Genomic DNA, 24,431 nt, shown 5'->3' on the forward strand with positions numbered 1-24,431 from the left:
GCATCATCACGCCTTCGATCACGCCACGTGACAGCATGATCAGGGCCAGCGCCACATACATGATGCCGATGCGCTTGTGATCGAGGCTGGTCAGCCACTCATTCCACAAATATTTCCACTTTCCAAACCAGGTGATGGCCAGGATGATTCCGAGCGTGCCGACCATTTCCACGGCTGCCCCGATCGCCGCAACCGGACTGTAGAGTGGCAGTGCCGCATAGTCTAGATTACCAAGAAGGAAGTGCATCGAATCATCCATGATGTGACCCGGTCTGGATGCTGGAACATGAAAGAGTCGGATGGCTGTGATATTTGCTGGCTATCCAATCAAACAGATGCTGGCTCGCAGTGCCATAGAATCTGGGCTCGTCAAGCACCGAGCGTTTCTGCAGATCGGCGTAGGTGGAACAATCAAGCGCCTGGCCGGATTGTCGAACCTTGTCGATCCACCCGGCGAAATCTCTGGCCGACAAGGCCAGTGTCTTGAACTTCTGCTGCGGAAATCCCTTGCCGTTGAATTGGGTATTTTCTCCCCGATACGTGCCGACCTGATCGGCCTGCAGATACAGCTGGGTTTTCATGCCCGCCATTGTGTAGATCTGTCCGGCCAGCTGCGGAATCATCAAGGATTGCATAACACTGTCGCTGGTCAGGGTCAGATGGACCGGACGTCCAACCGGAATGGCCAACTGATTGACCGCAGCGAGATGTTGCTCGGGATAGATGAACAGCCACTTCCAGTCGAGGCTCACCACCTCTACTTCGAGCGGCGCGGACGCGGATGGCAGCGGCTGGTAAGGATCGAGCTGGAACGCCTGCGGCCAAAGCACGCCCGCGAGGATGGCAGTCACGGCGATCGGGACACCCCAGATCAAATACTCCATCGGCCTGGAGTATTCCCAGTCAGGTCGATAATCGGAGGATTTTGCGCCATGCCGATAGCGCCACGCCAACCATGGAGTCAGAAGCAAAACCGGCACGACAACAATCAGCGTGAGAGCGATCACCAGCCAGAACAGCGAAAGCTCGGCGGCCGCAGTCGGCCCGCCTGGAGCAAGCATTCCATGGTTCAAATGACTGCAACCCGAGACCACCACAATCAGCAGGATGGATGCCGAAAGCCCGCGCATCCATCGCCCTGTCCGCGCCTGTTGACGCGAAACCGGAATGCCTTGGATTTGGGCAGTACGGTTCAAAGGGAGTCGGCCGTTCGGTACGTGTGCGTCCGCGCGCAAGTCTGGTCAGAAACATCGGCCAAGCTGCGGCAATCGATCAAAGTCTACACCCGCACAAGTTGTGCATTGCTCGACGCCGAATCCCTGTTCAGGCGTTGTTTCTTGTCAAAGGGCAGCGGCGATCGGTTGCTGCAACAAGCATCGGCGTGTCATGTCCAGAATCCGAAATCAGCCATCTATTTGATCAACTCTGCAACGAAGCATCGCCATGCAAATCGGAAATCATGCCGTGACGATGGGAGGGTAGGCGGTTGTATTTCCTGCAATGCATGCGTGAACGAAAGCAGCAATATTCGACCACTCACGTTTGCCGCTTCAGCAGGCCGCGAGCGACGAAGAGTTCAACGCGCTCGAATGGAATATGGTCGCCGGCATCGCTGCCGTAGTACGCCTCGACGATTCTGCCCTGCTCGTCGATAAGAAAGTCCGCCGGCATCAAGTTGTTCGTATTCAGTCCGGCCATGCCAACGATGCGCATGCCTTTGAGCAGGGTCGGGATACGCGTCAGCATGGCCCTGAGCTTGCGCCAGAACGAGCGTTCAATGCCGTAGAGTTCGTGAGCCCTTGAGTCTGGATCGGCGATGACCATGAACGGGCGTCGCTGGCGTGCCACGAAGCGCTTTACTTCGTCGCGGCTGGAGCTGAAAACGGCGACGATATCGAGGCCGAGTTTGGCCAGACCTTCATGCTGGTTGGTCAGTTCATAGATGCGGAAGTTGCAGAACGGGCAGGCGGCATCACGAAAGAAGCACAACAAGGTGCGTCGCTGGCCACTGCCGATGATCACCGGCTGGTCGTAGATATCGGTCATTTCCAGGCTTGGCGCCCTGGATGGAGCAGTCAATCGCATTTCACACCTCGAATTAGGGCCACTTGATCAGCGTTGCCTTAGTCGGCACCCAGGCGGTGCCCGTAGACCAACTTTCCACCGAGCCAGCCGGCAATGCCGAGGCAGACGAAGCCGGCCAGACTCAGCGCCATCGCGAGCAGGCCCGGCGCATGCAGAGTCATGCCTTCGACGCGCATGAGCAAACTGGCCAGATACAGCGAGAAAGCGGCCATGACCATGATCATGTGCCGATTGACATCCCTGATCGCGGGGTTGTCCTCAGGCAGGCGCATCAACTCGGTGAAGCCCGCGATCATGGCGGGAATGGCCAGGGTCAGACCAATCGTCATGAGCACGCCAGCCAGCCACCAGGCGGGTTGGCCGAGGAACAGGCTGGCCAGATCCGCAGCACTGGCCAGCGACCAGCAGGCGATCGGGAAATGCACCAGAGCGGGATGTAGAGGATGGCGCATGTCAGATCAATTGAGCAGCAGACTGAGCAAGGTGAGGAAACCGGCGACCGCGATTCCGGCGTGTCCGATGACCAGACCCCTGGATGGAATCTTCTTGCGCAGATGAAAAGAGGCAAGAAAGAATCCGCCTAGCGCAGCTACGACCAGCAAACCCAGAGCCGCGCTCAGGCGACTGCCTGCCGAGCCTTGCAAAAGCATGAGAATCAGGGTCACCAGACCAGCCGCGCCGAGCAGTGCATGGGCCAATGAAAGGGCCCAGGGTGCCAGTTTGCCGCGCAGCACGCTGGAAGCGAGGATCACCCCACCAACAGCTGCGATTGCGAACAGAATGATTGCATAAGTGAGCATCGTGGTATCTCCCGATCAGTGAGGGTCAATGGGGCGGAACGTCGTCTTCGATCCTTGCTGCAAATGTCTTCGTCGCCAGCGCATTCATCACGTTGTCGGTCATGCGCGCGCAACGCAGGCCGAGGAACGGGAACGCATCACTCAAAGTTGTGCGTACGGTGTCCTGCAGCGCGCTGCGCAACAATCTTCGCGCACGATGCAGACGGGTCTTGACCGTCTCTGCTCGAATTCCAAGCGATTGCGCCGTTTCCTCGGTGGTGCATTCCTCGATCTCGCGCAGGATGAAGACGAGTCGGAACGGTTCCGGCAGATCTGCGACGGCTTGCTCGAGCAGATGACGTATTTGTGCCCGGCTCGCCGTTGCGGCCGGATTTTCGATGCCGAACTTGCCTGGGAACGGAATCACTCTTGCACTCCCTGTCGGTGCGATGTCCAACTGCTCGACGTCGGTCGTCGGCCGGCGCTCACGCAGGCGACGATAGGCCTCGTTGAGGACAATGCGGGTCATCCAGGTCAGTACGCTGGATTCGCCTCGAAACGTATCGAGTTTGCTGTAGACACGAAGCCAGGACTCCTGCACCACATCCTCGGCTTCTTCGTTGCTGTCGAGCACGCCACGGGCCATGCGGAACAAGCGCTGGTTGCCGCGCTGCATGAGCTGCCGGAATGCGTCGCGAAAGCCGCTCAGTACCTGATCGACAAGCTCGGCGTCGGTCAGCGTCGAATAGTCGGGTTTGCTGCTGATTTCCTGCATGATCTTTTCCCCTTTACATTCGGGTGGATGCAGCAGTGCGAAAAAGGTTCCCGCCTGGACTCGACCACGACACGAGCCGATTCGTCCGCCAGCGCTGTTGCGGCTGGAATCCGTTTGCGAATCATGCAACCGTAGGGGTTCGTTGTCTGCCAAGGTGGAACAGAACAATCATGATCTTGAGAAAATCGGAACAGATGATCCCGACTACCGCATTGCTGATCTTCGCCGTTGCCCTGCTTGGCATGACTGGCTGTGGAGAATCGGCATCGAGTGCCGCCGATGCCAAGCCTGCGCAGGCCAGCGCCCAGGTCAAGCCCGCCAGTTCCGAGGAAAAGGCGGATCGTGGAAGCGCCCGATTCTCGACGAAAGGAACGATCTGGGAAGGTACCCGTGCCTCGGCGCGAATCAAGAACGATCGATTGCGCATTTCGGCGAGCAGGATGGATCGAATCGACGACAAGATGCAGCGCGATCAGCTCAATCTGAATATCGGTGACTACAAGGGGCCGGGTCGTTACAAGGTTGGCATGTCGTCAATGTTTGTGCGCGTCAGCATCAACATGCCGAAGAAGGAAGGCGAGGAAGTCGATGCGCAGAAAACCTTGATGGATGCGCTCGGCAATACCAGTAATATCCGACTGGCCAATGCCGATATCGAAATCACCTCGGTCAGCGGTGGATACATCGACGGAACGTTTTCCATGGAGACGCCGGCCGGCATGCCGGATTCGACGATTACCGATGGACAGTTTCACGCCCGTATCCGGGAATAAGCGGTGAGCGGGTTGACGGTGAGCAGTGAGCGGCAAAAGCACTTCAGGAAAATTTGACAATATCGCGATAGATGGGCAAGCGAGTTGACAACATGGTGATAGCCGCCATTCTCCTTCCGCCAACCGCCAACCGCCAACCGCCAACCGCCAACCGCCAACCGCCAACCGCCAACCGCCAACCGACCATTCCCATGTCCAAATCCTCAGCCGTCATCGCCCCCTCCATCCTTTCGGCAAACTTCGCGCGCCTCGGCGAGGAAGTCGACGCGGTCATCGCTGCCGGTGCCGAGTGGATCCACTTCGATGTCATGGACAACCACTACGTGCCGAACCTGACCATTGGGCCGCTGGTCTGCGAGGCATTGCGCAAGCACGGCGTCAGCGCGCCGATTGATGTGCATCTGATGGTCAAGCCGGTCGACCGCATCGTTCCGGATTTCGCCAAGGCAGGTGCCAGCCTGATCAGCTTCCATCCCGAGGCTTCCGAACATATCGATCGCACGATTCAGTTGATTCATGCGACTGGCTGCAAGGCCGGCCTGGTATTCAATCCGGCGACGCCGCTGAATTATCTGGATCACGTCCTCGATCAGCTTGACCTGGTTCTGATCATGTCGGTCAATCCGGGCTTCGGCGGACAGAGCTTTCTGCCCTCGGCACTGGAGAAGCTGCGTCGGGTACGCGAATTGATTGATCGCAGCGGACGCGACATCCGTCTCGAAATCGATGGTGGCGTGAAGATCGACAACATCGCCGAGATTGCGCGTGCCGGAGCCGACACTTTTGTTGCCGGTTCGGCGATCTTCGGCAAGACAGACTATGCCGAGGTGATCACTGCGATGAAGCAGGCGATTGGCGCTGGCTGAAACCGGGGTGCGGCATGAACCATGCCTTCCGACCCTTAGGCTTGGGCAACGCAGACGTTAGAATGGGCGATTCTGTGTTGTTTCGGGGTTTCTGATGCGTTTACTAGTTGTCACCGCCGCATTTCTTCTGAGTGCGGTTTCGCTGGCCCATGCGTTGCCTTCCGGAAACTCGCGACTGCTGCGCTTTCCGGATATTTGTGGCAACGCGATCGTGTTTGTCCAGGCCGGCGATATCTACACGGTGGCAGCCAGCGGCGGCACGGCACTGCGCCTGACATCGCATCCGGGTCAGGAGTTGTATCCGAAATTCTCACCGGATTGCCAGTCGATCGGCTTCTCGGCCGAGTACGACGGCACGCGTCAGGTCTATGTGATTCCAGCCAGTGGCGGCACGCCACGCCAGCTCACCTGGTACAACGATATCGGCCCTCAGCCGATTCGCGGCGGTACCGACTATCGCGTGCTTGACTGGACGCCGGATGGCAAGAACATCCTCGTCCGCGCCAATCGACTGCCGACCGGAGATCGTGATGGGCGTCCGTATCTGGTGCCGGTCGATGGCGGCATGGAAACGCCGCTGGCGGTGCCGGAAACCGGCGGCGGCATGCTTTCGCCCGATGGCAAGAGCTATGTCTATACGCCGATCGACCGCGAGTTCCGCAGCTGGAAGCGTTACCGCGGCGGCCGTGCCCAGGATGTCTGGACCTACGATCTGATCAACAATACCTCGCGACGCCTGACCGACAATCCAGCCACCGACAATCAGCCGATGTGGATCGGTGACACGATCTATTTCAGCTCCGATCGCAATGTCACGATGAACCTGTTTGCGATGCCCGCGAGCGGTGGCGAGGCGACACAGCTCACCCGCTTCAACGGTTTCGATGTGCTCTGGCCGAGTGCCGGCAAGGACGCCATCGTGTTCGAAAACGGTGGTGCGATCTGGCGCTTCGATCCGGCCACCGCCAAGGCCAGCGAAGTGCCGATTCGCGTCACCGGCGATTTTGCGCAAACCTTGCCGACCTGGAAGAACGTCGCCGGCCAGGTTGAATCGTTTGATCTCAACGAAGACGCCAGCACGATCATGTTCGCCGCCCGCGGCGAGCTGTTCCGCCTGACCGGCAAGGATCCGGATATCCGCAATCTCTCGCACACGCCCGACACGCGTGAGCTCGGCGTGACCTTGTCGCCGGATGGCAGCACGGCCGCCTTCCTGTCCGATGCCAGCGGTGAATACGAAATCTATCTGCAGAAACTCGCCGGTGGAGTGCCGAAGCGGTTGACCCGGGATGGCGACACCTGGCGATTTGCGCCGATCTGGTCACCGGATGGGCGGCATCTCGCCTATGCCGACAAACACCAGCGTCTGCGAATCGTCGATGCCGCCAATGGCAACACGCGCGATGTCGACAGCAGCCGCCATGACGACATCACCGAGTACCGCTGGTCGCCGGATGGACGCTGGCTGGCGTATACGCTGGAAAATGATGCCGGACTCACACAGATCTGGATGTACTCGCTGAACAACGGTTCGCGAACCGCGGTGACGGAAGCCACGTCAAGCGCATTCAGCCCGGCGTTCGATCCGGATGGACGCTGGCTGTATTTTCTTTCCAATCGTGATTTCGAGTTGCAGTTCAGCGCCTACGAGCAGAACTACCTGTACGCCAATGCGACTCGCATCTATGCCGTCAGCCTCGCTGCCGAAGGCCCGTTCCTGTATCGCGATCAGGATTCCGCTGCGAATGCCGACGAAGCCGGGCCCGCTGCCGATTCCGCGATCATGCACGTCGACCTGGAGGGAATGATCGGTCGCGAGCAGGCGCTAAAGGTGGATAATGGCAACTATCAGAACCTGCAGGCCAGCTCCGAGGCGGTCTTCTATTCGGCAACGTCGGGAACGCGCGGCCACGGACAATTCGAGCTGCACAAACTTGCCATTGATGCCGACAAGAGCGTGCGCATTGCCGGCGGCCTCAGTGACTACCGGCTTGCCGCTGATGGCGAGTCCGTCGTGGTTCGCTTCGACGACAAATTTGCACGTCTCAAGACCAAGGCTGACCAGGATCCGGCCAAGCATGCCTTGAACTTTTCCCAACTCAAGATGCTGGTTGATCCGCCGAGCGAGTGGCAGCAGGAGTTTGTCGATGCCTGGCGCATCCTGCGCGACTGGTTCTACGACCCTGGCATGCACGGTGGCATCGAGCGCTGGAACGCCGTTCGGGCACGCTACGAGCCCTTGGTCGCCTATGTCGCCACCCGCCAGGATCTCGACTACCTGTTGCAGGAGCTGGCCGGAGAAGTGCAAGCCGGACACGTCTACGTACAGCAGGGTGACCAGGTGAAGGTCGAACGCACCCCAGGTGGCCTGCTCGGTGCGGAAATTGTCGCCGACCAATCGGGATACTTTCGTATCGCGAAAATCTTTGCCGGCAAGGATTGGGATGAACGCCAACGTTCGCCATTGACAGAGCCCGGTGCCAACGTGAATGTCGGTGACTTCATCACCGCCGTCGATGGCGTCGATGCGCGGTCGGTAAAGAATTTCTATCAATTGTTGCAGGGCAAAGGTGGTCAGAAAGTTGATCTGAGCATCAATGCCAGGGCGCAAGCCAAGGGCAGTCGCAACCTGCGTGTCGAAACCCTGACCTCCGAGCTCAATCTGCGCTACGCCGATTGGGTCGCGGCGCGTCGGGCGATGGTTGATCGACTGTCGAACGGGCGCATCGGCTATATCCATGTACCGAATACCGCTGTCGATGGCAATCGCGAACTGTTTCGCGGCATGCTCGCCTATGCCGACAAGGATGCGCTGATCATCGATGATCGCTACAACGGCGGTGGCTTCATTCCCGATCGCATGATCGAGCTGCTCGCGCGCAAGCCACTGAACTACTGGAAGCGTCGCGGACTCGATCCACAGGCCACGCCGATGCTCTCGCACAATGGACCGAAGGCAATGCTGATCAATGGCCTGGCCAGCTCCGGCGGTGACGCGCTGCCCTATTACTTCCGCAAGCTCGGCCTCGGCAAGCTGATCGGCACGCGAACCTGGGGTGGTCTGATCGGCATTTCGGGCAATCCTTCGTTGGCCGATGGCGGCATCGTTCTCGCCGCGACTTTCCGCTTCCTCGATACCGATGGCCAATGGGCGGTCGAGAATGTAGGCGTCAGCCCGGACATCGAAGTCATTGATCGCCCCGAACTGCTCGCCGCCGGTCGCGATCCAAGCGTCGAAAGGGCGGTCGAGGAATTGCTTGCCGAACTGGCTGCGCAGCCACCGAAGAAGATCGTCGCTCCACCGGCACCGACTGATTTTGGTGGACAAAGTCAGTAGCCCGGAGGAGCAAAGCCGCGGTCTGCGTTATCCTCGCAGGCCGTTTGTCCAAGGAGACCGCGTCGATGCAGTGTTTTGTGTACAAAAGTCTGCGCAAGGGTGAAACCTATGTGTATCTGCGCGCTGCCGATGGATTCGAGGTCCTGCCGCCAGCAATGGCTGAACAACTGGGCAACCTGACTTTTGTCATCGAGATCGAGCTGTCGCCGACTCGCAAGCTGGCCCGGGAGAATGTCGAAGAAGTCATGACCAATCTCATCGGGCAGGGCTATCACCTGCAGTTTCCGCCGCCCGCCCAGGTCGAAGCATCCGACTGAGTCGTCATCCGCCGACGCAAGCATGTCAACCAAGCCAAGCCAAGCAGGTCCTCACGTCGATATACTTGGTGCAGTACCGCGATTGGCGCGGCCCGGCTGAGCATGTTGCCAGAACTGAACAAAACCGCCGCTGCTCAAGGATCCCTGCTGAGAAGGCTGGTCCGATTCCTGCCCGCTTTGCTGGTTTTCGCGATTGCGATACCGCTCACGGACCCGCTCGTGCTGGTCATCCTGCTGATTGCTGCTGCCCTAATGCTGACCGCCGTATGCTCAAGCATTGGCTTCGCGATGGACGGACGGTTTGCACGCAGCATCGCGCGACGTGGCTTGGCGGGACTGCTCGTTCTGAGTCTTTTCACTGTTTTCCTTGCGGTATTGCTGGCAGTTCCGACATGGTGGCTGCTGCAAGAGCCGTCGCTGACAGCTGCTTTGGCGATGTCGGCGGCATTGCTGCTGGGCCTGCTTTCGTTGTGGCGAATCTGGCCGGTATTCGTGCTGCCGTATATCTGGGATGACGCCTATCCGGAAGTCGCCGAAGGCTCCTGGCTGGCCACGGCATTGCGTCGATCGCTGGCATTTGCACGTCACCTGACCGGCGAGCACGAGCTGTTCTTCAGTCACGGTTTGCCATCCGCCTTGTTCGTGCTTCTTGTTTGCGTCGGTGCTCTGGCGCTGGCCGCCTTCGGCAATATGCTGAGCCAGGAAATACGCCATTCGGCAATTGCACTGTACGCATTGCTGGTGGTGCCGGTTGCCTGCCTGATGATGGTGACCCGCTGCGTCAGTGCGATTTTCACCGATGTGCGCTCGCGGCGCTCGCAACGCAAGCGCGAGGAATTGCTGACCCCCGAGATCGTTGCAGTCGATGCACCGTCGGTCGAGGACAGCGATGAGATGACAAGTCCGGATGCGACCCTGCTCGCAGCGGCCCGATCCGGCCAGATCGATCTGGCGCTGGCGGCACTTGATGTCGGCGCCAATCCGGATCTTGTCCCACCAGAATGCGAACGGGATCAACGCAGCGTTCTCGTGCATGCGGTGATCCTGCCGGATCTGCGCCTGTTGCGAACCCTGATCGAGAAGGGGGTCGACGTCAATCGGGCCCATGCCGGCTTTCCGCCCTTGATCGCCGCAACCCGTGACAGCTTCCAGGGACGCCCCGATGCGATCATGACCTTGCTCGCCAACGGAGCCAGGCCGACGATTACCGATTCGGCCGGAAACACCGCCTTGCATCACGCGGCCCTGTGCGGCGAGCCAATCGTCGCCGCGCTGCTGGTCGATGCCGGCGTTCCGCTTGATGCGGTCAACCGCGACGGCATGACCGCACTTGGCATGGCCTGCGCCAATGGCAACTGGGTTCTGGCGGGCTTTCTGCTTGATCGCGGGGCGGCAACTACGGTCGAACAGGCTCAGCCCGCGCTTCTGCTTGCCGCCGGTGTCACCGAGGATGATGCAACGGGGGTCAAGCTCCTGCTCAAGCGCCGGGCGGCGGTTGATGCACGCGGTCGCCTTGATCGGACCGCCTTGATGATGGCCGCATTGCACGGCCATGAAACCATTGCCGAGACCCTGCTCAGTGCCGGAGCCGAAGCGGACCTGGTCGATCGCAACGGCACCACGGCACTGATGGAAGCCGCGCGTGCTGGCGCCCTCGCCATCATTCATGCGTTGGGCCGGCGCAAGGTGAGCGTCAATCGGGTCGATGCACTGGGTCGCAGCGCGCTGATGATCGCTTGTGGCTCACGCACCGCCAACGAGGAGGTCGTGCGCGCCCTGCTCGCACTTGGCATCGATCCCACCCTGAGCGCCAAGGATGGACGACGCCCAATCGACCTGGCCATCGCCAGTGGACGCTGGCCGATCGTTGCCTTGCTGGATCCTGACTACGCTCTGCCAAGCAATGTTGATGCGGAGTCGCCGGCGGCTGGGGAGGGAGATCTCGCCCACTTGCTGGATGCCTTGCGCTTTGGTCATTGGGAGGTCGCCCGGGAGATGCGTGATGCGCTGCCAGGCTATTCCGGCAGCGAGTTGGCTCAAATCTATCTCGGTCTGATCGAACCTCAGTACGAGCGGGCACGCAACTGGGTCTGCAATCTCGGTTTGCCGGCCGGCGTCTGTCTCGATGATGGAAAGTTGCTCAGCGATACTTTGCTCGCGCAATTGCCGGAAAGTGCCGACGCCCTCCTGCAACTCGTCCATCGCGGAATGCCGGTGGGTGGGGCAGGTATCGTTGCGCGTAGTTTGGCAATGGCAGCAACGGCTGGCAGCAAGCGCGCTGTTGTCGATCTGGCATCGACGCTTGTAGAGCGCGGTGGCGACTGGTTGGGGCGTGGACCGGGCGAAGTGACCGCGCTGCATCTGGCCAGCGCGATCGGTGAATCCGGCCTCGTCGAAGATCTGCTTTCGCGTGGCGCCAATCCCAACGCGCGTGACGCACGCGGCTTGATGCCTCTGCACTTTGCATTGAAAGCATCTGCGGCGCATGCAGTAGCGGTATCAAGGGTATTGATACGCCATGGTGCGATCCCCGAGCTGGCTTCGGAAAGTGGCGAAACGCCACTTGGTCTGGCCTTGTCCCGAGCCCAGCGTGATCTGGTCTACTGGCTGAATTGGCCGCGCTGGCATTTGCCGGGCCGTGCCTTGCGAGGCGAGGATCTTCCGGCGGCGGCGGCCAGTGGAGATATCGACGCCGTCGACAAACTGCTCGCGCTCGGCATTCCGATCGGCAGTGTCGATCATCAGGGCGCAAGCGCGCTGATTCGTGCGGCCGGTTCCGGCTACGCCGGCCTCGTTGTCCGCCTGCTGGATGTCGGTGCCGATCCGAAGCAGGCCTCATGGTCGGGCGCAACCTGTCTTTCTGCAGCCGTCGCGGCGCGACGCGAAGCCGTGGTGCGAACCTTGCTGCAGCAGGGTATTTATGCCGATCAGCGCCTGCCAGGCGGCGGCACACCGTTGATGATTGCGGCAGCGCTGGGTTTGCCGCGACTGGCCGAACCGTTGCTTGATCGCGGTGCCGATCCGAACGCCGCCGACGATCGCGGCAACACGGCTCTGCAGGCCGCCGCATTGTTTGCTTTTGACAGTCGCGATACTGCCGTTGCGGCGGAATTGCTCGATCTGCTGCTGCGACATGGCGCGCGCATCGACATGCGCAATCAGAGTGGACAGGATGCCCTGCTGCTGCTGCTCGGTGTTCGCGCCGAACCCGGTAGCGCTTGCGATGCCCAGCATCTCGCCCATCTCGCGGCCATGCTCATCGGCAAGGGAGCATCCGTTGAAAGTCAGGATCAGCGTGGCGTCAGTCCTTTGCATGCTTGCGCCATGCACGGACTGCTCGGTGTGGCGAAACTGTTGAAGTCGCACGACGCTCCGGTTGATCAGCACGACGCACTCGGTCGAACCGCCGGTGACGTCGCCGCCTTGCTCGGCTACGCGGATGTCGCCGGAGAACTCGGCGTCGTCCGCAGCAGCGCGCCGAGCGCACGCCTGACCCTGCGCAGGCGCGTCACGGATTGACTGAACCTGGAAAGTGTCTTGATCAGCATCGTCTTAACAAGCGGCTGAGACTTCAGGCAGAAGTTCGCAATGTGGCATGCGGCAAGCTCCGCGCCTACCCAGGCTGCAGACGTTCGCCATGTCAGTACAGCGCGCTCTTCTTTCCCTGACGATCGCCATCGTCGGGATCTCGAATCTGGCACACGCAGGAGGGTCATTCGGCATTGATCACCGGGTCGCTTACGACAATTCGGGCATCTGGAAGCGTTCGTATCAAAAGGATCTCGCTTACGGCGCCGGACTGACCATGCTGGGAGGTGCACTCTTCGTCGATAGCGAAACGCGCTTTGGACGCACTTTTGATCAATCGCTGGATGCGATGATCTTCACCGCGGCGGCGACCACGGCGGGAAAGTTTGTGTTCTCCCGTCAACGCCCGAAACAGACCGACGATCCCAACAGGTTCTTCTCGGGGCGGGGCAATCAGAGCTTTCCGAGTGGCGAGGTTGGCCAGTTCACTGCGATCGTCACGCCCTTCATTGCCGAATACCGCCACGATCATCCCGCTGTCTGGTTGCTCGCCGCCCTGCCTGCCTACGACGCAATCGCACGCGTAAAGACACGAGGGCACTGGCAAAGCGATGTTCTGGTCGGCGCTGGAATCGGTGTCGGCCTGGGGATCTATGCCCACGATCGGAAGTCGCCGTTCTTTGCGGGCTATCTGCCGGGTGGCGGAGCGATGGTTGGTTACAAGACGAAATTTTGACGCGGCAGTCCGCATAGTTCGATCTTGATCTCGAATCCAGGCGTGGCGAATTTCCATGTCAGCTCATCAAAACCCAATTTCGGCTCCACGTTCGTGTCACGCCGAGGGCGGTTGGAGCCGTGGCCGCATGAAGGTTCTGATTGTCGAAGACGAACTCGACATCGCGGCGAATATCTGGGACTTCCTGGAACGTCGTGGTCATGTCGTTGATCATGCTGTCGACGGCAGGCAAGGGCTCGCCCGCGCCGTCGACGAGATCTTCGACATCATCATTCTTGATCTTGGTTTGCCGCGCCTCGACGGACTGGAGTTGTGCCGACGTCTGAGAGACGCCGGCAGCGGGGTGCCAGTGTTGATGTTGACCGCACGCGATACGCTCGAAGATTGCCTCAGCGGATTCGAACACGGTGCGGATGACTACATGGTCAAGCCATTCGCCATGCGCGAACTGGAAGCACGCATTCGCGTCCTGCACCGCAACGGTTCACCGCTGGAAGACTCCGTCCTCGGACTTGGCGAGTTGAGTTATTCGTCGAAATCGATGCTTGCCGAACGTGCCGGACAGTCGTTTCCGCTGACCGTCTCGCAGGGCCGGATACTGAGTCTGCTGATACGCGAATCGCCGAACGTGATTCGCCACGAGACCTTGCTGAATGCGGTCTGGGGCGAGCAAGGTGGCACCAGTGCAGCCTTGCACTCGCATGTCTGCACATTGCGTGCGTTGATCGACCGTCCCTTCGACAAGCCGATGCTGCAAACCGTGCATGGTATCGGCTATCGATTGGTCGATCCGGCGTGATTCCACGAGTTGCCTCGCTGCGCTGGCGAGTGACCCTGGCCTTTGGTCTGCTTGGTGCGGTCCTCAGCGGTCTGTTTGCTGCTGCCACCATCTTCATTACCGAATACTACGAAGTAGTGCTGGTAGATCGGATGCTCGAGAGCTTGGCGGTCGATATCGGCGAACGACAGGCGCGAAAATCTGGTCAATCATTGAACCTTCCGCGAGTCCACGCCATGCAGGGTTTCCTGCGCAAGCCGGATGGGAGCGGGGACGTGCCGGAAATCTATGCCTCGCTGCCTCCCGGCATGCATGAGGTCGATCTGGACGAGGGCCAGGAAGTGCGCATCGGGGTTTTCGATTCGGGCGGTGGTCGCCTGTATCTGGCCATGAACCTCACCGACGTCGAGCCACTCGAGATCTACCTTGAGCGGATCCTTGCTGCCATCGTCATATTCGGTACGCTGATCGCTTCATGGCTTGGCTGGTTGTTCGCTGGCCGCACGATCGCACCGGTGCGTCGACTTGCCGAGGCCGTTGACGCGCTGCCAGCGCATGCGCAGCAAACGCAACTGGCCGTGAACGCGGCCAACGACGAGTTGGGTCGGCTGGCCGTGGCCATCGACAGCTACCAGCAGCGGCTCATGGATGCCGAGGCACGTGAGCAGGACTTCTTCGCGGATGCCAGTCACGAGCTGCGCACGCCGCTTGCCGTCGTCCGGGGTACGGCGGAATTGCTGATCGACCAGGAGCAACCCGACACTCAGTCGCGCGCCCGTCTTGATCGCCTCGATCGTGGCGTGCAGACGCTGGCCGACCTGCTTGAAGTTTTGCTGGGTCTGGCTCGTGGCGCGATGAGCGCGTTCGAATCGGTCGAGGTGGCCAGCTGGCTGGATCAGGTGTTGCCGAAAATGAGAGCCACGGGCCGGCTGGATCTGCGCTTGATGCCAGACGCGGGGCAGCTTGTGCTGCGTCCGCGTGAGGCCGGTCTGGTGGTTCGCGGCATCCTCCGCCGACTCAATCGCAGCCGGGAAGCTGCGACGATCCGGATCATCGTGGATCGCAACGGATTGACCCTGGAGTCCACGCGGAAATCCTCTGCTGCGGATGACTTCCCACAAGCACTGGAAACGGGTGACCGTGGACTGGGTGTTACCCTGATTGGCCGTCTGGCCACGCAAATGGGCTGGATCATCGACGAGGGCCAATTCGCCACCGGGCGTATCTCGATCCGCTTGCCCGACCCACCCGCGCTGGATCAGTGAACGGCCAGCAATGTGCTGGCTATGTATGCAAGTGACCGCGGGGCATGGAAGTTCGAAAGCGACGCTATCGAATGAAGTGCGACTCGGTTGTCCAACGTTTGGCCTCGATATCTGTCACGGATTCAAGGGTGGCCGCGCGCTTTTTTTCGGGCTTCGCGTGCGAAGAGTCGGCCAGGCATTGTCGCGCTGCTGAGGCGACTGTGCTTGATGGTTCGGGCCGAGGTCGACGTCAATCTTGGGGCAAACATCATTCGGCCCCAGCCAATGCGTCGAAATGGCTTGATTGCCGGATCCATAGGGGCCATAGACTTCCGGATCGGTACAGCTGAAAAGGCCGATAACCACCGGCCCACGACTGGCGCAGGCGAGATGCATGATGCCGCTGTCTGCGGCAATGAACATTCGGGTAGCCGCAATGACGGCGGCCATGCGTCTTGGCTGGCTCGAAAAATAGCCGGGCAGCAATCCGCCAAGAACCGAAACGCCGTGCGCAGGAAGCAGTTCGACGAAGCGCGCACGTGGATACTTTTTGCGCAGACAGTCCAGCATCACCGACCACCACTCATCCGGGTAGCGCTTGCTCGCTGTTGCATGGGTGAATATGCCGATCACCGGCTGATCGCGGCGACCTGTGGATGATTCAAGAAGCTCATTCAAAATGAGCTGACCCGAGGCGCGTTCCCCGGCAGTCAATCGAAGGTCGAGCATGGGCATCGGGGCCGAAATTGGCGAGGTCTCTCGCGTTGCAATCGCACTGCGCAGGAGAACGATTGGCAACTGAGCCATGTGACGGACACGCAGCGGAACCGGTAGACCGCTGCTCAGTCGGCCCGAGGGTTTTCTGCCGATGAAGCCGATCCGGTAGGTCGATCTGAAACGATTGACCAAAAGTCGGCTCGAGTGAGAGCTGATGTCCGGGTCAATAGCCAGATCATAGCGTTGGCGACGCACGCTGCTGAGAATCTTGATGGTCCTCCACGGATGTCGAAACGCGTGTCGAGGCAGCGAATAAACCGTGCCGACATTCGGGAAGTGTTCGAACAAGTACCGGGATTGATCGCCACCCACGAGCAGGTCGACCTGGGCGCCGGGAAATTGGGTCTGCAGCTCTGCAACAAGCGGTGTCAACAACAGCAGGTTTCCAAGTCGATGATTTGATCGGCAGATCAGGATCCGGTACAAGCCTTGGCGCGGAAGTGGCGCTTGGCATGGCGAATCAGGGATTCGGTCCTGGAAGCGATGTCGAACCAGAAAGCCGATCACCTGGCGGCGCAACGCTTGAATGGTCACCGGCCAATTCGTCCGCTCGACACTTGCTTCGGCCGCGTTGCTGCGCCTGCGAAATTGAACCGGAAGCCTGGGTCGTATCATCACCGTTGCCGTTGCGCGTCTTCAACCCGGCGTGCTGCGTCGCCGGTCATTGAAGGTGTTTTGGTTTCGCTGGCGATGATGTCTCCGGTCAGGGCTTCGACTCGAATTTGCTGGACTCTGTTCGAGCCTTGCGGTCTGAGATAAACCGCCCAAGTCCAACGGCCATGCTCCTTCTCAAGTTCAGCGTTCTCGAATGCGCTATCTGGGAACAGCCTTGAAGTGATGGAGCGCGCGAGCGTTTCAGAAATCCTCTCCGGGCTCGTGGCAGTTACCGTCTGAGGCTTTTCCGAGGCGTGCGAATTGGGCTTGGTTGCATACAGACCCAACGCACAGATCACGGCAATAGCGAAGCTTGTCATGGCGCACTCCCAGGTTTGGAGTCGCCAGCATGTGCTCACGATCGTTAAGCCGGTCTCAGGCAAACGTTGCGGTTGAATCAGGATTTCTTCTGACCCACGATTGAATACGACGGCTGGGGAGTCCTTGCCAGGGGGTCACGCGCGCCCTCGATTCCGATGGGTTGGGCTCATTCTGCCCATCCGCATGGTGCGTAGGGCTGGCTTGAAAGGTGGTTTGCGCTCGCCATGATGGTCCCGGCAATCCACGATAGTCACCCCGCGCTGCGATTCCAGATCTCCACTTCCAGTTCAGTTACCATGCCGTGCATGAGCACACCCAATACCACCCATTTCGGTTATCGCGATGTCGCCGAGGGCGACAAGGCGCGTCTGGTCGGTGAGGTCTTCACCTCGGTTGCGCGCAACTACGACATCATGAATGACCTCATGTCGTTCGGCGTGCATCGCTTGTGGAAACGCGACTTTGTCGCCACCAGCGGCGTGCGTTCGGGTGACCGGGTGCTCGATTTGGCCGGTGGTACCGGAGATATTGCAGCGCTGTTGTTGCCGCGGGTTGGCCGCGACGGACGCATTGTCATTGCCGACATCAATGGCGACATGTTGAAGGTCGGTCGGGACCGCCTGATCAATCGCGGCCTGCTGCGGGGCCTCGATTATTCCCAGGTCGATGCCGAAGCGCTGCCATTCCCGGACCAGAGTTTCGATTGCGTGACCATGGCCTTCGGCCTGCGCAACGTGACGCGCAAGGAGAATGCCCTGGCCGAAATTCATCGCGTGCTCAAAGTGGGTGGGCGTGCGCTTGTGCTCGAATTTTCAGCGGTGCGCGAACCCCTGCTCAAACCGCTCTACGATTTCCACTCGTTCTCGGTATTGCCACGCATCGGCAGAATGATCGCCGATGACGAGGCCAGCTATCGTTATCTCGCCGAATCGATCCGCAAACACCCCGATCAGGCGACCTTGAAGGCGATGATGGAGGAGGCCGGGTTGGCCCGTGTCGATGTGCGCAATCTTTCCGCTGGCATTGTCGCGATCCATCGCGGCTACAAGATCTAGGGCAACATGTGACACGGCGCGCGGCAAAACCACCCGGTCAGCTGCGGCTGGCCGGGTGGATCACGAAACGAAGAAGAAAAGTCGGACGAGAAGCGGTGCGCATCCTGCGAACCGGTCTCCCCTCGTCCGACTTAGGGGGAGGGGTGTGATGGCTTGGCCGATCACTTGCCCTCAGAATGCCCGCAAAAACATGATTGCGATAGCTGTCAGTCTGACAGCTTGTTTTGCCTTTCGATATGTGCTAGCCGCCAATCCTTCAAGGTCTCAAAGCGTGATCAATTCCAGGCTCATCGCTCGCGCGATGGCCTGACGACGACCCATCACGCCGAGCTTGCGTGCACTGTTGTTTAGGTGAAAGATCGCCGTGCGTTCGGAAATACCGAGCTGCTGGCCGATCTCCCAGCTGGTTTTTCCATCGGCAGCGCAGCGCAGGCATTCGATTTCGCGGGAAGTCAGATGCACCCGTTCCCTGCTTTCCCTGCCGCCGAGTCGGCGTACGACTTCGTGCACGGAAGATGCCAGCAGTTGCAGTTCGCCGATTTGCCCCAGATGCGCACCTGCGGAACTTGCATCTGCCGTGGCGACCGTGAGCCGGCCGGAGTGATCCGGACCGTGCGCGGGCAGGCCGATACCGGCATGCAGTCCAAAATCGACCGCTTCGCTGAAATAACCAGTGAGATAACCGGCGCGACGCGCAGCAGGGTTGGACGCCCACAGACACGGAGTCAGATGCTGACGACAATGGCTGACAACCGGATCAATGTCGATATAGCCCTGACGCCGATAGTGTTCAATCCAGTTGTCAGGATAGGCCACAAGCCGCCCATGGCGACGTGAATTCGGCGCGTCATCCGCATAGATCCAGTTGTCAAAACCCAACTGTTCAATGCGCGTGTCGACCGCCGTGCGCAGATCCTCTGTCGATGTGCACTCCAACAGGTGTTGAAGGTTTTCCCAGCTCTTGATCACAGTGTTCCCCCGTTTCTGTCACTCCACGGCTGCCGACCTACCTGTCAGCCAGCCGCAATGCCTGTCCTGAAAACGACAATGGCATACTGTCACGCAGTCTGCCGGATTTGATTCGGCTTGGCTGCGAATCCGCCTGAACGACCCATGTTTCCGCCGATTTTTGACCCCAGGCACCACGTTGGGTCTGCAAACCGTCGCAAAACTGGCCTCGTCCAGCCAAACCCTCGCCTCAATCGGCAGAGTCCGACAGACCGTTAGCTTGCACCGGAGGAATCATGAATGCCAGTTTCATAAGTCTTGTATCCGTGATGTGCGTCACATGTGGCAGCGCCATGGCCGAAGCCGATCCGCACAGTTATTCCGAGCCAAACAAGGTGGAGGTCACTGCGGTCGCCCTCGATCTCAGCGTCGATTTCGACGAAAAAGAGCTGGTCGGCAGTGCCGAGCTTGCCCTGAAGTGGCACGACAAGGGGGCTAAAGAACTTGTTCTCGACAGTCGCGATCTGCTTATCGAGTCGATTCAGGCCGTCGATGCCGATGGCAGCACGCAGGATCTCGACCATCGCTTCGATGAGCGGGATCCGATCTTCGGTTCGGCCTTGCACATTGAAATGCAAAAACTCGTGCCGAATGTGCGAATCCGCTATCGCACTTCGCCACAAGCTTCTGGCCTGCAGTGGATGACGCCGCAGCAGACCGCCAGCGGAAAACACCCTTTCATGTTCTCGCAGTCGCAGGCAATTCATGCGCGCAGCTGGGTTCCGTTGCAGGATACGCCGTCGGTACGCTTCACCTATACGGCACATATTCGCGCACCGAAATCGCTGCGCGTGGTCATGAGTGCCGACAATGATCTGGATCACCCGCTCGACGGCGACTACCGCTTCAGCATGAAGCAGCCGATTCCTTCCTACCTGCTGGCTCTCAGCGTTGGCGAATTGGCGGTGCGCTCGACCGGTCCGCGAACGGCTGTCTACGCCGAACCCTCGATGGTCGCCAAGGCGGCAAAGGAATTCGAGGATACCGAGGCGATGATCGAGGCGGCCGAGAAACTCTACGGCCCGTATCGCTGGGAGCGCTACGACATCCTCGTCCTGCCGGCGAGCTTTCCGTTTGGCGGCATGGAGAATCCGAGAATCACCTTTGCCACGCCGACAGTCATTGCCGGCGACAAGAGTCTGGTTGGACTGGTTGCCCACGAACTGGCGCACTCGTGGTCGGGAAATCTGGTCACCAACGCCAACGCCCAGCACATGTGGCTCAACGAAGGCTTTACCACCTATGTCGAGAACCGCATTGTCGAAGCGGTCTATGGCAAGGATGTCGCAACCATGCAACTGGTCGTCGATGATCAGGAGTTGCTCAAGGAAATGCAGGATATGACGCCGGGTGAGCAATTGCTGGTCACCAACCTCGAAGGCATCGACCCCGATGAGGGCTTGTCCGGCGTGCCTTATGACAAGGGTCGCTGGTTTCTGCGCTTTCTCGAATCGCGATACGGGCGCGATGTGTTCGATCCGTTTTTGCGCAGTTATTTCGATCACTTCGCTTTCCAGAGCATCACTACGCCGGACTTCCTCAACTACTACAGCGAACATCTGGAAAAGGAGCATCTGGGCAAGGTCAGTGCGGCCGAAATCGATGCCTGGCTACACCAGCCCGGTATCCCGGCAAGCGCACCGATTCCACACTCGGCGCGCTTTGATGTGGTCGACAAGGCAGCCGCTGAATTTTTCGCCGGGACGCTCGCGGCCAAGGATATTCCGGCGAAGAACTGGGTGACCTACGAGTGGTTGCGCTTCCTCAATGCACTGCCGGACAAGCCGACGATCGAGCAGATGAAAGCGCTCGACAAGGCCTGGAAACTGACTGGCACGGGCAATGCCGAAATTGCCTTTCGCTGGTATGTGGCGACGGTCCGCGCCGGCTACACCCAGGCGCGACCGCAAATCGCCGCCTTCATCGAGCGCATCGGTCGACGCAAGCTGGTTGTGCCGATCTATGAAGAGCTGGCCAAAACCGAAAACGGCAAAGCCTTCGCCATCGAAGTCTATGCCAAGGCCCGGCCCGGCTATCACCCGATGACCCAGGCCAGCGTCGACAAGGTGCTCGGTCTGTAACGACGCCCACGAGGACGGCGGTTGCGGATGTTCCGGGGCCACCGTCCGTGTCGAAAGTCGGGTTGCCAGCCTGTGTCCCGGATGACACGCTTGACGGAATTTCCGATCCGGGGATATCGATGAAGATCCTGCTGTTCTGCTTCGCCCTGTTTGCTGCCATTCCGTCGCTCCAGGCCAGCGAGATCCTGCCGGTCCGCGAACAGGCGAGGGTGGTCGACGAAATCCTCGCCGAGCGTCTGGATACCGTCTTGCCTGCACTGATGCAGGCCAACGACATCGACATGTGGATCATCGTTTCGCGCGAGTACAACGAGGATCCGGTGCTGCGCACGATGCTGCCGGCAACCTGGCTCAACGCACGTCGACGCACGATCCTCGTGTTCAATCGCGGCGCGGACGGCAAGTTCGAGAAGCTCGCCGTCGCACGCTACAACGTAGGCGATCGCATCACTGCGGCCTGGGACATGCAGCGCTTCCCGAAGCAGTGGGATGCGCTGGCGGATATCGTCAGTTCGCGCGATCCAAACAAGATCGCCATCGATACCTCAGCCGATTTCGCCCACGCCGACGGATTGGTCAAGACTGACTACGACGAGTTGATGCAGGCGCTGCCCAAGCGCTTTCGGTCGCGCATTGTTTCCGCCGAGGATCTTGCCGTGGGCTGGCTGGAAACCCGCACGGCTCGCGAAATGCAGATCTATCCGCAACTCGTCCGCATCACCCACGGGATCATTGCCGAGGCGTTCTCGGCGAAAGTCATCACGCCCGGCATCACAACCAGCGATGATGTGGTCTGGTGGCTGCGCCAGCGGGTCAGCGACCTCGGCCTCGAAACCTGGTTTCATCCGAGCGTGTCGATCCAGCGCAATGACGGTGAAAGTTTCGATCATCTGAAGAGCTTCATCGATCATCCCGCCGGCGAAATCATCCGTCAGGGAGATCTTCTGCATGTGGATTTCGGCATCACCTATCTGCGCCTGAATACCGATGTGCAAGAGCATGCCTATGTCCTGCGCCCCGGTGAAACCGATGTGCCGGACGGAATCGCCAAGGCCATGCTCAAGGCCAATCGGCTGCAGGACATCCTGACCAGCCAGTTCGCCCTCGGCAAAACCGGCAACCAGATTCTCGCCGACGCACTCGCCGAAGCGAAAAAGGAAGGCATCAAGGCCACGATCTATACGCATCCGCTTGGATGTCACGGTCACGCCGCCGGCCCGACCATCGGCATGTGGGATCAGCAGGGCGGCGTGGCGGGCAGTGGTGACTTCCCGATGCACGCCAATACGGTCTATTCAATCGAGCTGAATGCAGCGTCGGATATTGCGGAATGGAAAAAGGAAATCCGCATCATGCTTGAGCAGGATGGCAGCTTCGATGGAAAGGCGTTTCGCTATCTCGACGGTAGGCAGAAGGCGATCCATCTGATCCCGCGGCCGCACTGACCGATCAGCTCAGCAATCGAGAATCATCGGCCCGAAACTGTTGTCGATTGCCAGTCGCCAGCGACCATCAACGCCCTTGCGGAATACCGATGTGGCGACGTATTGCTGACGTTCGTCGTCACTGTCCGGCACGGCTGTGGTCAGTGTCCAGCGTGACAGAAACAGGGCGATGTCGCCGTTCGGGATTACCCGGATCACCTCCTGCTTTGCTGTGCTATTGGAGTTGAGAAACAGCTCGAAAAAGCCACGCAGGTAATCCTTGCCGCAGATGCTTCGGCCCGGCTCGACCATCAGCACGGCATCGTCTTCATAAATTTCGAGGACGGCTTCGAGATCACGACGATTGAATGCGGCATCGAGTTCTGCAACGGATTGTTCAACGGTGTTGGAGTTCATGGTGATCCGGTGTACTTGTCAGTTGAACCTGGGTGGATATTGCTGGTGTCGAGGATGACTGGATCTGCGCAACGACCGCATCGACGATTTCCACGCGACCTTGTCCGCCCATGCTACGACTCCGGCGCAACAGACAAAAGCGCAGGAAGCAGAATCGCCGGCCTGCGCCGCAAGAAGCTCTATTGCATGTCCCAGCCTGGTTCGCCGCGCGCCGGGATCGTTTGTGGGGTGATCGCCTTGATCGGCTCGGCGGCCAGCTTGTCTTCGAGATATTTCAGCGCCGCATCAAGTTGAGCGTCGGCGCCGTTGAACGTCGCCCGCGGCGGATTGACCACGGCGATGTCCGGCGAGACGCCGCGTCCCTCGATCAACCAGCGACCGTTGTCGGCGCTGAATTGCGCAAACTCGGCGACCCGGGCAATGCCGCCGTCGATCAGTGGATTGCGTCCGGACAACCAGATGCCGGCACCGGCCGTGCGTTGGCCGATCAACGGTCCGAGATTCAGGGCCTTGATGCCGGCGGCGAAGGTTTCGCCATCAGAGTAGGTGCGTTCGTCGATCAATACGGCGAGGTGGCCACGGAAAGTCTGTTGCATGTTGAACTCGGGCGGAGAGTTCGGATAGGTCCAGTACGCCCAGGCTCGGCGCAGCAGCTTTTCGATGATCCAGCTGTCGATATTGCCGCCGTTGTTGCGGCGTACATCGATGATCAGGCCGTCACGATAGACGTTGGTGTAGAACTCACGGGCGAAATCGGCAATGTCGCCGGCACCCATCGCGCGCAGATGCAGGTAGCCGATGCGGCCCTTGCCACTGGCCAGCACGCGCTCGCGGCGGCCCTGTTCCCAATCGGTGTAGCGCAGGCCGGACTCGCTGCGGCTGTCGACCGGTGTCACCACCGTCTTCAGAGCATGGCCAGCACGGTTCAGTGCCAGCAGCACCTGCTTGCCGGCCTGATTGGCCAGCGCATCGGCGACATCGGCAAGGTTGCGTACCGGCTGACCATTGATCGCTGACAACACATCGCCTTCTTCGGCATCGACACCGGGCCGTGCCAGCGGCGCGCGTTCATTCGGCAACTCGGGATCGCTGCGATAAATGTGGGCAATCCTGAGACCGCCGCTGACAGCAACCAGATCGGCGCCGAGCGCAGCCGGTTTGGCGACCTCGTCATCGCGGCGCTTGTCGCCTCCGCGCACCTGCGAATGCAGAATGCCGAGTTCGGCGGTCATCTGGCCGGTCAGATCCTCCAGCTCGTTGCGATCAGCGACGCGCGCGAGCAGCGGTTGGTAGCGCGCGTAAACGGCATCCCAGTCGACCCCGCGCATGCCCGGATCAAAGGAAAATTCGCGGTGCATGCGCCAGGCATCGTTGAACATCTGTCGCCACTCGGCTTGCGGATCGATGGCCAGTCGCCAATCGGAAACACGCAACTGATTCTTGCCCATCTTTTCGGGTGCCTTGTCGCCGGCATCG

General features: G+C 59.9%; 21 protein-coding genes and 1 pseudogene. 11 read left to right on the plus strand and 11 right to left on the minus strand.

Going from position 1 to position 24,431, the window contains the following annotated elements; translation table 11 throughout:
- The 6 genes and pseudogenes from VFN25_RS08320 to VFN25_RS08345 all read right to left on the minus strand — a co-directional run.
- A pseudogene (locus tag VFN25_RS08320) lies at nt 1-247 on the minus strand (cytochrome ubiquinol oxidase subunit I); the annotation flags it as partial.
- A gap of 4 nt (nt 248-251) precedes the next feature.
- Complete coding sequence (locus VFN25_RS08325) at nt 252-1,061, minus strand: COX aromatic rich motif-containing protein (RefSeq protein ID WP_325140741.1); 810 nt, start codon at nt 1,059-1,061, stop codon at nt 252-254.
- A gap of 475 nt (nt 1,062-1,536) precedes the next feature.
- A complete protein-coding gene (locus tag VFN25_RS08330; RefSeq protein WP_325140743.1) occupies nt 1,537-2,085 on the minus strand; it encodes a redoxin domain-containing protein in 549 nt (182 codons plus the stop codon).
- A 38-nt stretch (nt 2,086-2,123) separates the two neighbouring features.
- On the minus strand, nt 2,124-2,537 hold the full coding sequence (locus VFN25_RS08335) for a DUF2231 domain-containing protein (RefSeq protein WP_325140745.1): 414 nt from the start codon (nt 2,535-2,537) through the stop codon (nt 2,124-2,126).
- Nucleotides 2,538-2,543: 6 nt separating this feature from the next.
- Nucleotides 2,544-2,885, minus strand: coding sequence for a hypothetical protein (locus tag VFN25_RS08340; RefSeq protein WP_325140749.1), 342 nt, complete (start codon nt 2,883-2,885; stop codon nt 2,544-2,546).
- Nucleotides 2,886-2,910: 25 nt separating this feature from the next.
- A complete protein-coding gene (locus tag VFN25_RS08345; RefSeq protein WP_325140751.1) occupies nt 2,911-3,639 on the minus strand; it encodes an RNA polymerase sigma factor in 729 nt (242 codons plus the stop codon).
- Nucleotides 3,640-3,809: 170 nt separating this feature from the next.
- Between VFN25_RS08345 and VFN25_RS08350 the strand changes: the two genes are divergently transcribed.
- From VFN25_RS08350 to VFN25_RS08385, 8 genes are all read left to right on the plus strand, one after another.
- Nucleotides 3,810-4,412, plus strand: a complete 603-nt coding sequence (locus VFN25_RS08350) for a hypothetical protein (RefSeq protein WP_325140753.1) — start codon at nt 3,810-3,812, stop codon at nt 4,410-4,412.
- Between the two features lie 191 nt (nt 4,413-4,603).
- The gene (rpe, locus tag VFN25_RS08355) at nt 4,604-5,278 is read left to right on the plus strand and encodes a ribulose-phosphate 3-epimerase (RefSeq protein ID WP_325140755.1); all 675 of its coding nucleotides are present in this window, start codon (nt 4,604-4,606) and stop codon (nt 5,276-5,278) included.
- Nucleotides 5,279-5,372: 94 nt separating this feature from the next.
- Nucleotides 5,373-8,615 carry a S41 family peptidase gene (locus VFN25_RS08360; protein WP_325140757.1) on the plus strand — a complete coding sequence of 1,081 codons (3,243 nt, stop codon included), beginning with the start codon at nt 5,373-5,375 and terminating at the stop codon, nt 8,613-8,615.
- 65 nt (nt 8,616-8,680) lie between these two features.
- Complete coding sequence (locus VFN25_RS08365; protein ID WP_325140759.1) at nt 8,681-8,932, plus strand: YcgL domain-containing protein; 252 nt, start codon at nt 8,681-8,683, stop codon at nt 8,930-8,932.
- Nucleotides 8,933-9,151: 219 nt separating this feature from the next.
- Nucleotides 9,152-12,451 (plus strand): ankyrin repeat domain-containing protein, encoded by a 3,300-nt coding sequence (locus VFN25_RS08370; RefSeq protein WP_325140761.1) that lies wholly within the window; start codon nt 9,152-9,154, stop codon nt 12,449-12,451.
- Nucleotides 12,452-12,569: 118 nt separating this feature from the next.
- Nucleotides 12,570-13,196, plus strand: a complete 627-nt coding sequence (locus tag VFN25_RS08375; RefSeq protein ID WP_325140763.1) for a phosphatase PAP2 family protein — start codon at nt 12,570-12,572, stop codon at nt 13,194-13,196.
- Between the two features lie 127 nt (nt 13,197-13,323).
- Nucleotides 13,324-13,995, plus strand: coding sequence for a response regulator transcription factor (locus tag VFN25_RS08380; protein WP_325140765.1), 672 nt, complete (start codon nt 13,324-13,326; stop codon nt 13,993-13,995).
- Nucleotides 13,992-15,239 (plus strand): histidine kinase dimerization/phospho-acceptor domain-containing protein, encoded by a 1,248-nt coding sequence (locus VFN25_RS08385; protein ID WP_325140767.1) that lies wholly within the window; start codon nt 13,992-13,994, stop codon nt 15,237-15,239. The genes VFN25_RS08380 and VFN25_RS08385 overlap by 4 nt, the downstream gene beginning before the upstream one ends.
- 114 nt (nt 15,240-15,353) lie before the next feature.
- Here the strand turns inward: VFN25_RS08385 and VFN25_RS08390 are convergent, their stop codons facing one another.
- Nucleotides 15,354-16,370, minus strand: a complete 1,017-nt coding sequence (locus tag VFN25_RS08390; protein ID WP_325140769.1) for a glycosyltransferase family 9 protein — start codon at nt 16,368-16,370, stop codon at nt 15,354-15,356.
- Nucleotides 16,371-16,609: 239 nt separating this feature from the next.
- Nucleotides 16,610-16,969, minus strand: a complete 360-nt coding sequence (locus VFN25_RS08395) for a hypothetical protein (protein ID WP_325140771.1) — start codon at nt 16,967-16,969, stop codon at nt 16,610-16,612.
- Nucleotides 16,970-17,275: 306 nt separating this feature from the next.
- On the opposite strand from VFN25_RS08395, the gene ubiE reads away from it, so the two are divergent.
- Nucleotides 17,276-18,025, plus strand: a complete 750-nt coding sequence (ubiE, locus tag VFN25_RS08400; protein ID WP_325140773.1) for a bifunctional demethylmenaquinone methyltransferase/2-methoxy-6-polyprenyl-1,4-benzoquinol methylase UbiE — start codon at nt 17,276-17,278, stop codon at nt 18,023-18,025.
- A gap of 264 nt (nt 18,026-18,289) precedes the next feature.
- Here ubiE and VFN25_RS08405 read toward each other — a convergent pair whose 3' ends face one another.
- Nucleotides 18,290-18,994 carry a LuxR family transcriptional regulator gene (locus tag VFN25_RS08405; RefSeq protein ID WP_325140775.1) on the minus strand — a complete coding sequence of 235 codons (705 nt, stop codon included), beginning with the start codon at nt 18,992-18,994 and terminating at the stop codon, nt 18,290-18,292.
- Nucleotides 18,995-19,269: 275 nt separating this feature from the next.
- Here VFN25_RS08405 and VFN25_RS08410 point away from each other — a divergent pair, with 275 nt between their 5' ends.
- Both VFN25_RS08410 and VFN25_RS08415 read left to right on the plus strand, forming a co-directional pair.
- Nucleotides 19,270-21,114 (plus strand): M1 family metallopeptidase, encoded by a 1,845-nt coding sequence (locus VFN25_RS08410; protein ID WP_325140777.1) that lies wholly within the window; start codon nt 19,270-19,272, stop codon nt 21,112-21,114.
- Nucleotides 21,115-21,233: 119 nt separating this feature from the next.
- A complete protein-coding gene (locus VFN25_RS08415; RefSeq protein ID WP_325140779.1) occupies nt 21,234-22,559 on the plus strand; it encodes a M24 family metallopeptidase in 1,326 nt (441 codons plus the stop codon).
- 9 nt (nt 22,560-22,568) lie between these two features.
- On the opposite strand, the gene VFN25_RS08420 is transcribed toward VFN25_RS08415, so the two are convergent.
- Together VFN25_RS08420 and VFN25_RS08425 are read right to left on the minus strand one after the other, a co-directional pair.
- Complete coding sequence (locus VFN25_RS08420) at nt 22,569-22,955, minus strand: SgcJ/EcaC family oxidoreductase (protein ID WP_325140781.1); 387 nt, start codon at nt 22,953-22,955, stop codon at nt 22,569-22,571.
- Nucleotides 22,956-23,134: 179 nt separating this feature from the next.
- Nucleotides 23,135-24,431, minus strand: a 1,297-nt coding sequence (locus VFN25_RS08425) for a S41 family peptidase (RefSeq protein ID WP_325140783.1), incomplete at its 5' end; no start/stop codon positions are given.

Source organism: Dokdonella sp., assembly GCF_035703485.1.
GTDB lineage: Bacteria > Pseudomonadota > Gammaproteobacteria > Xanthomonadales > Rhodanobacteraceae > Dokdonella.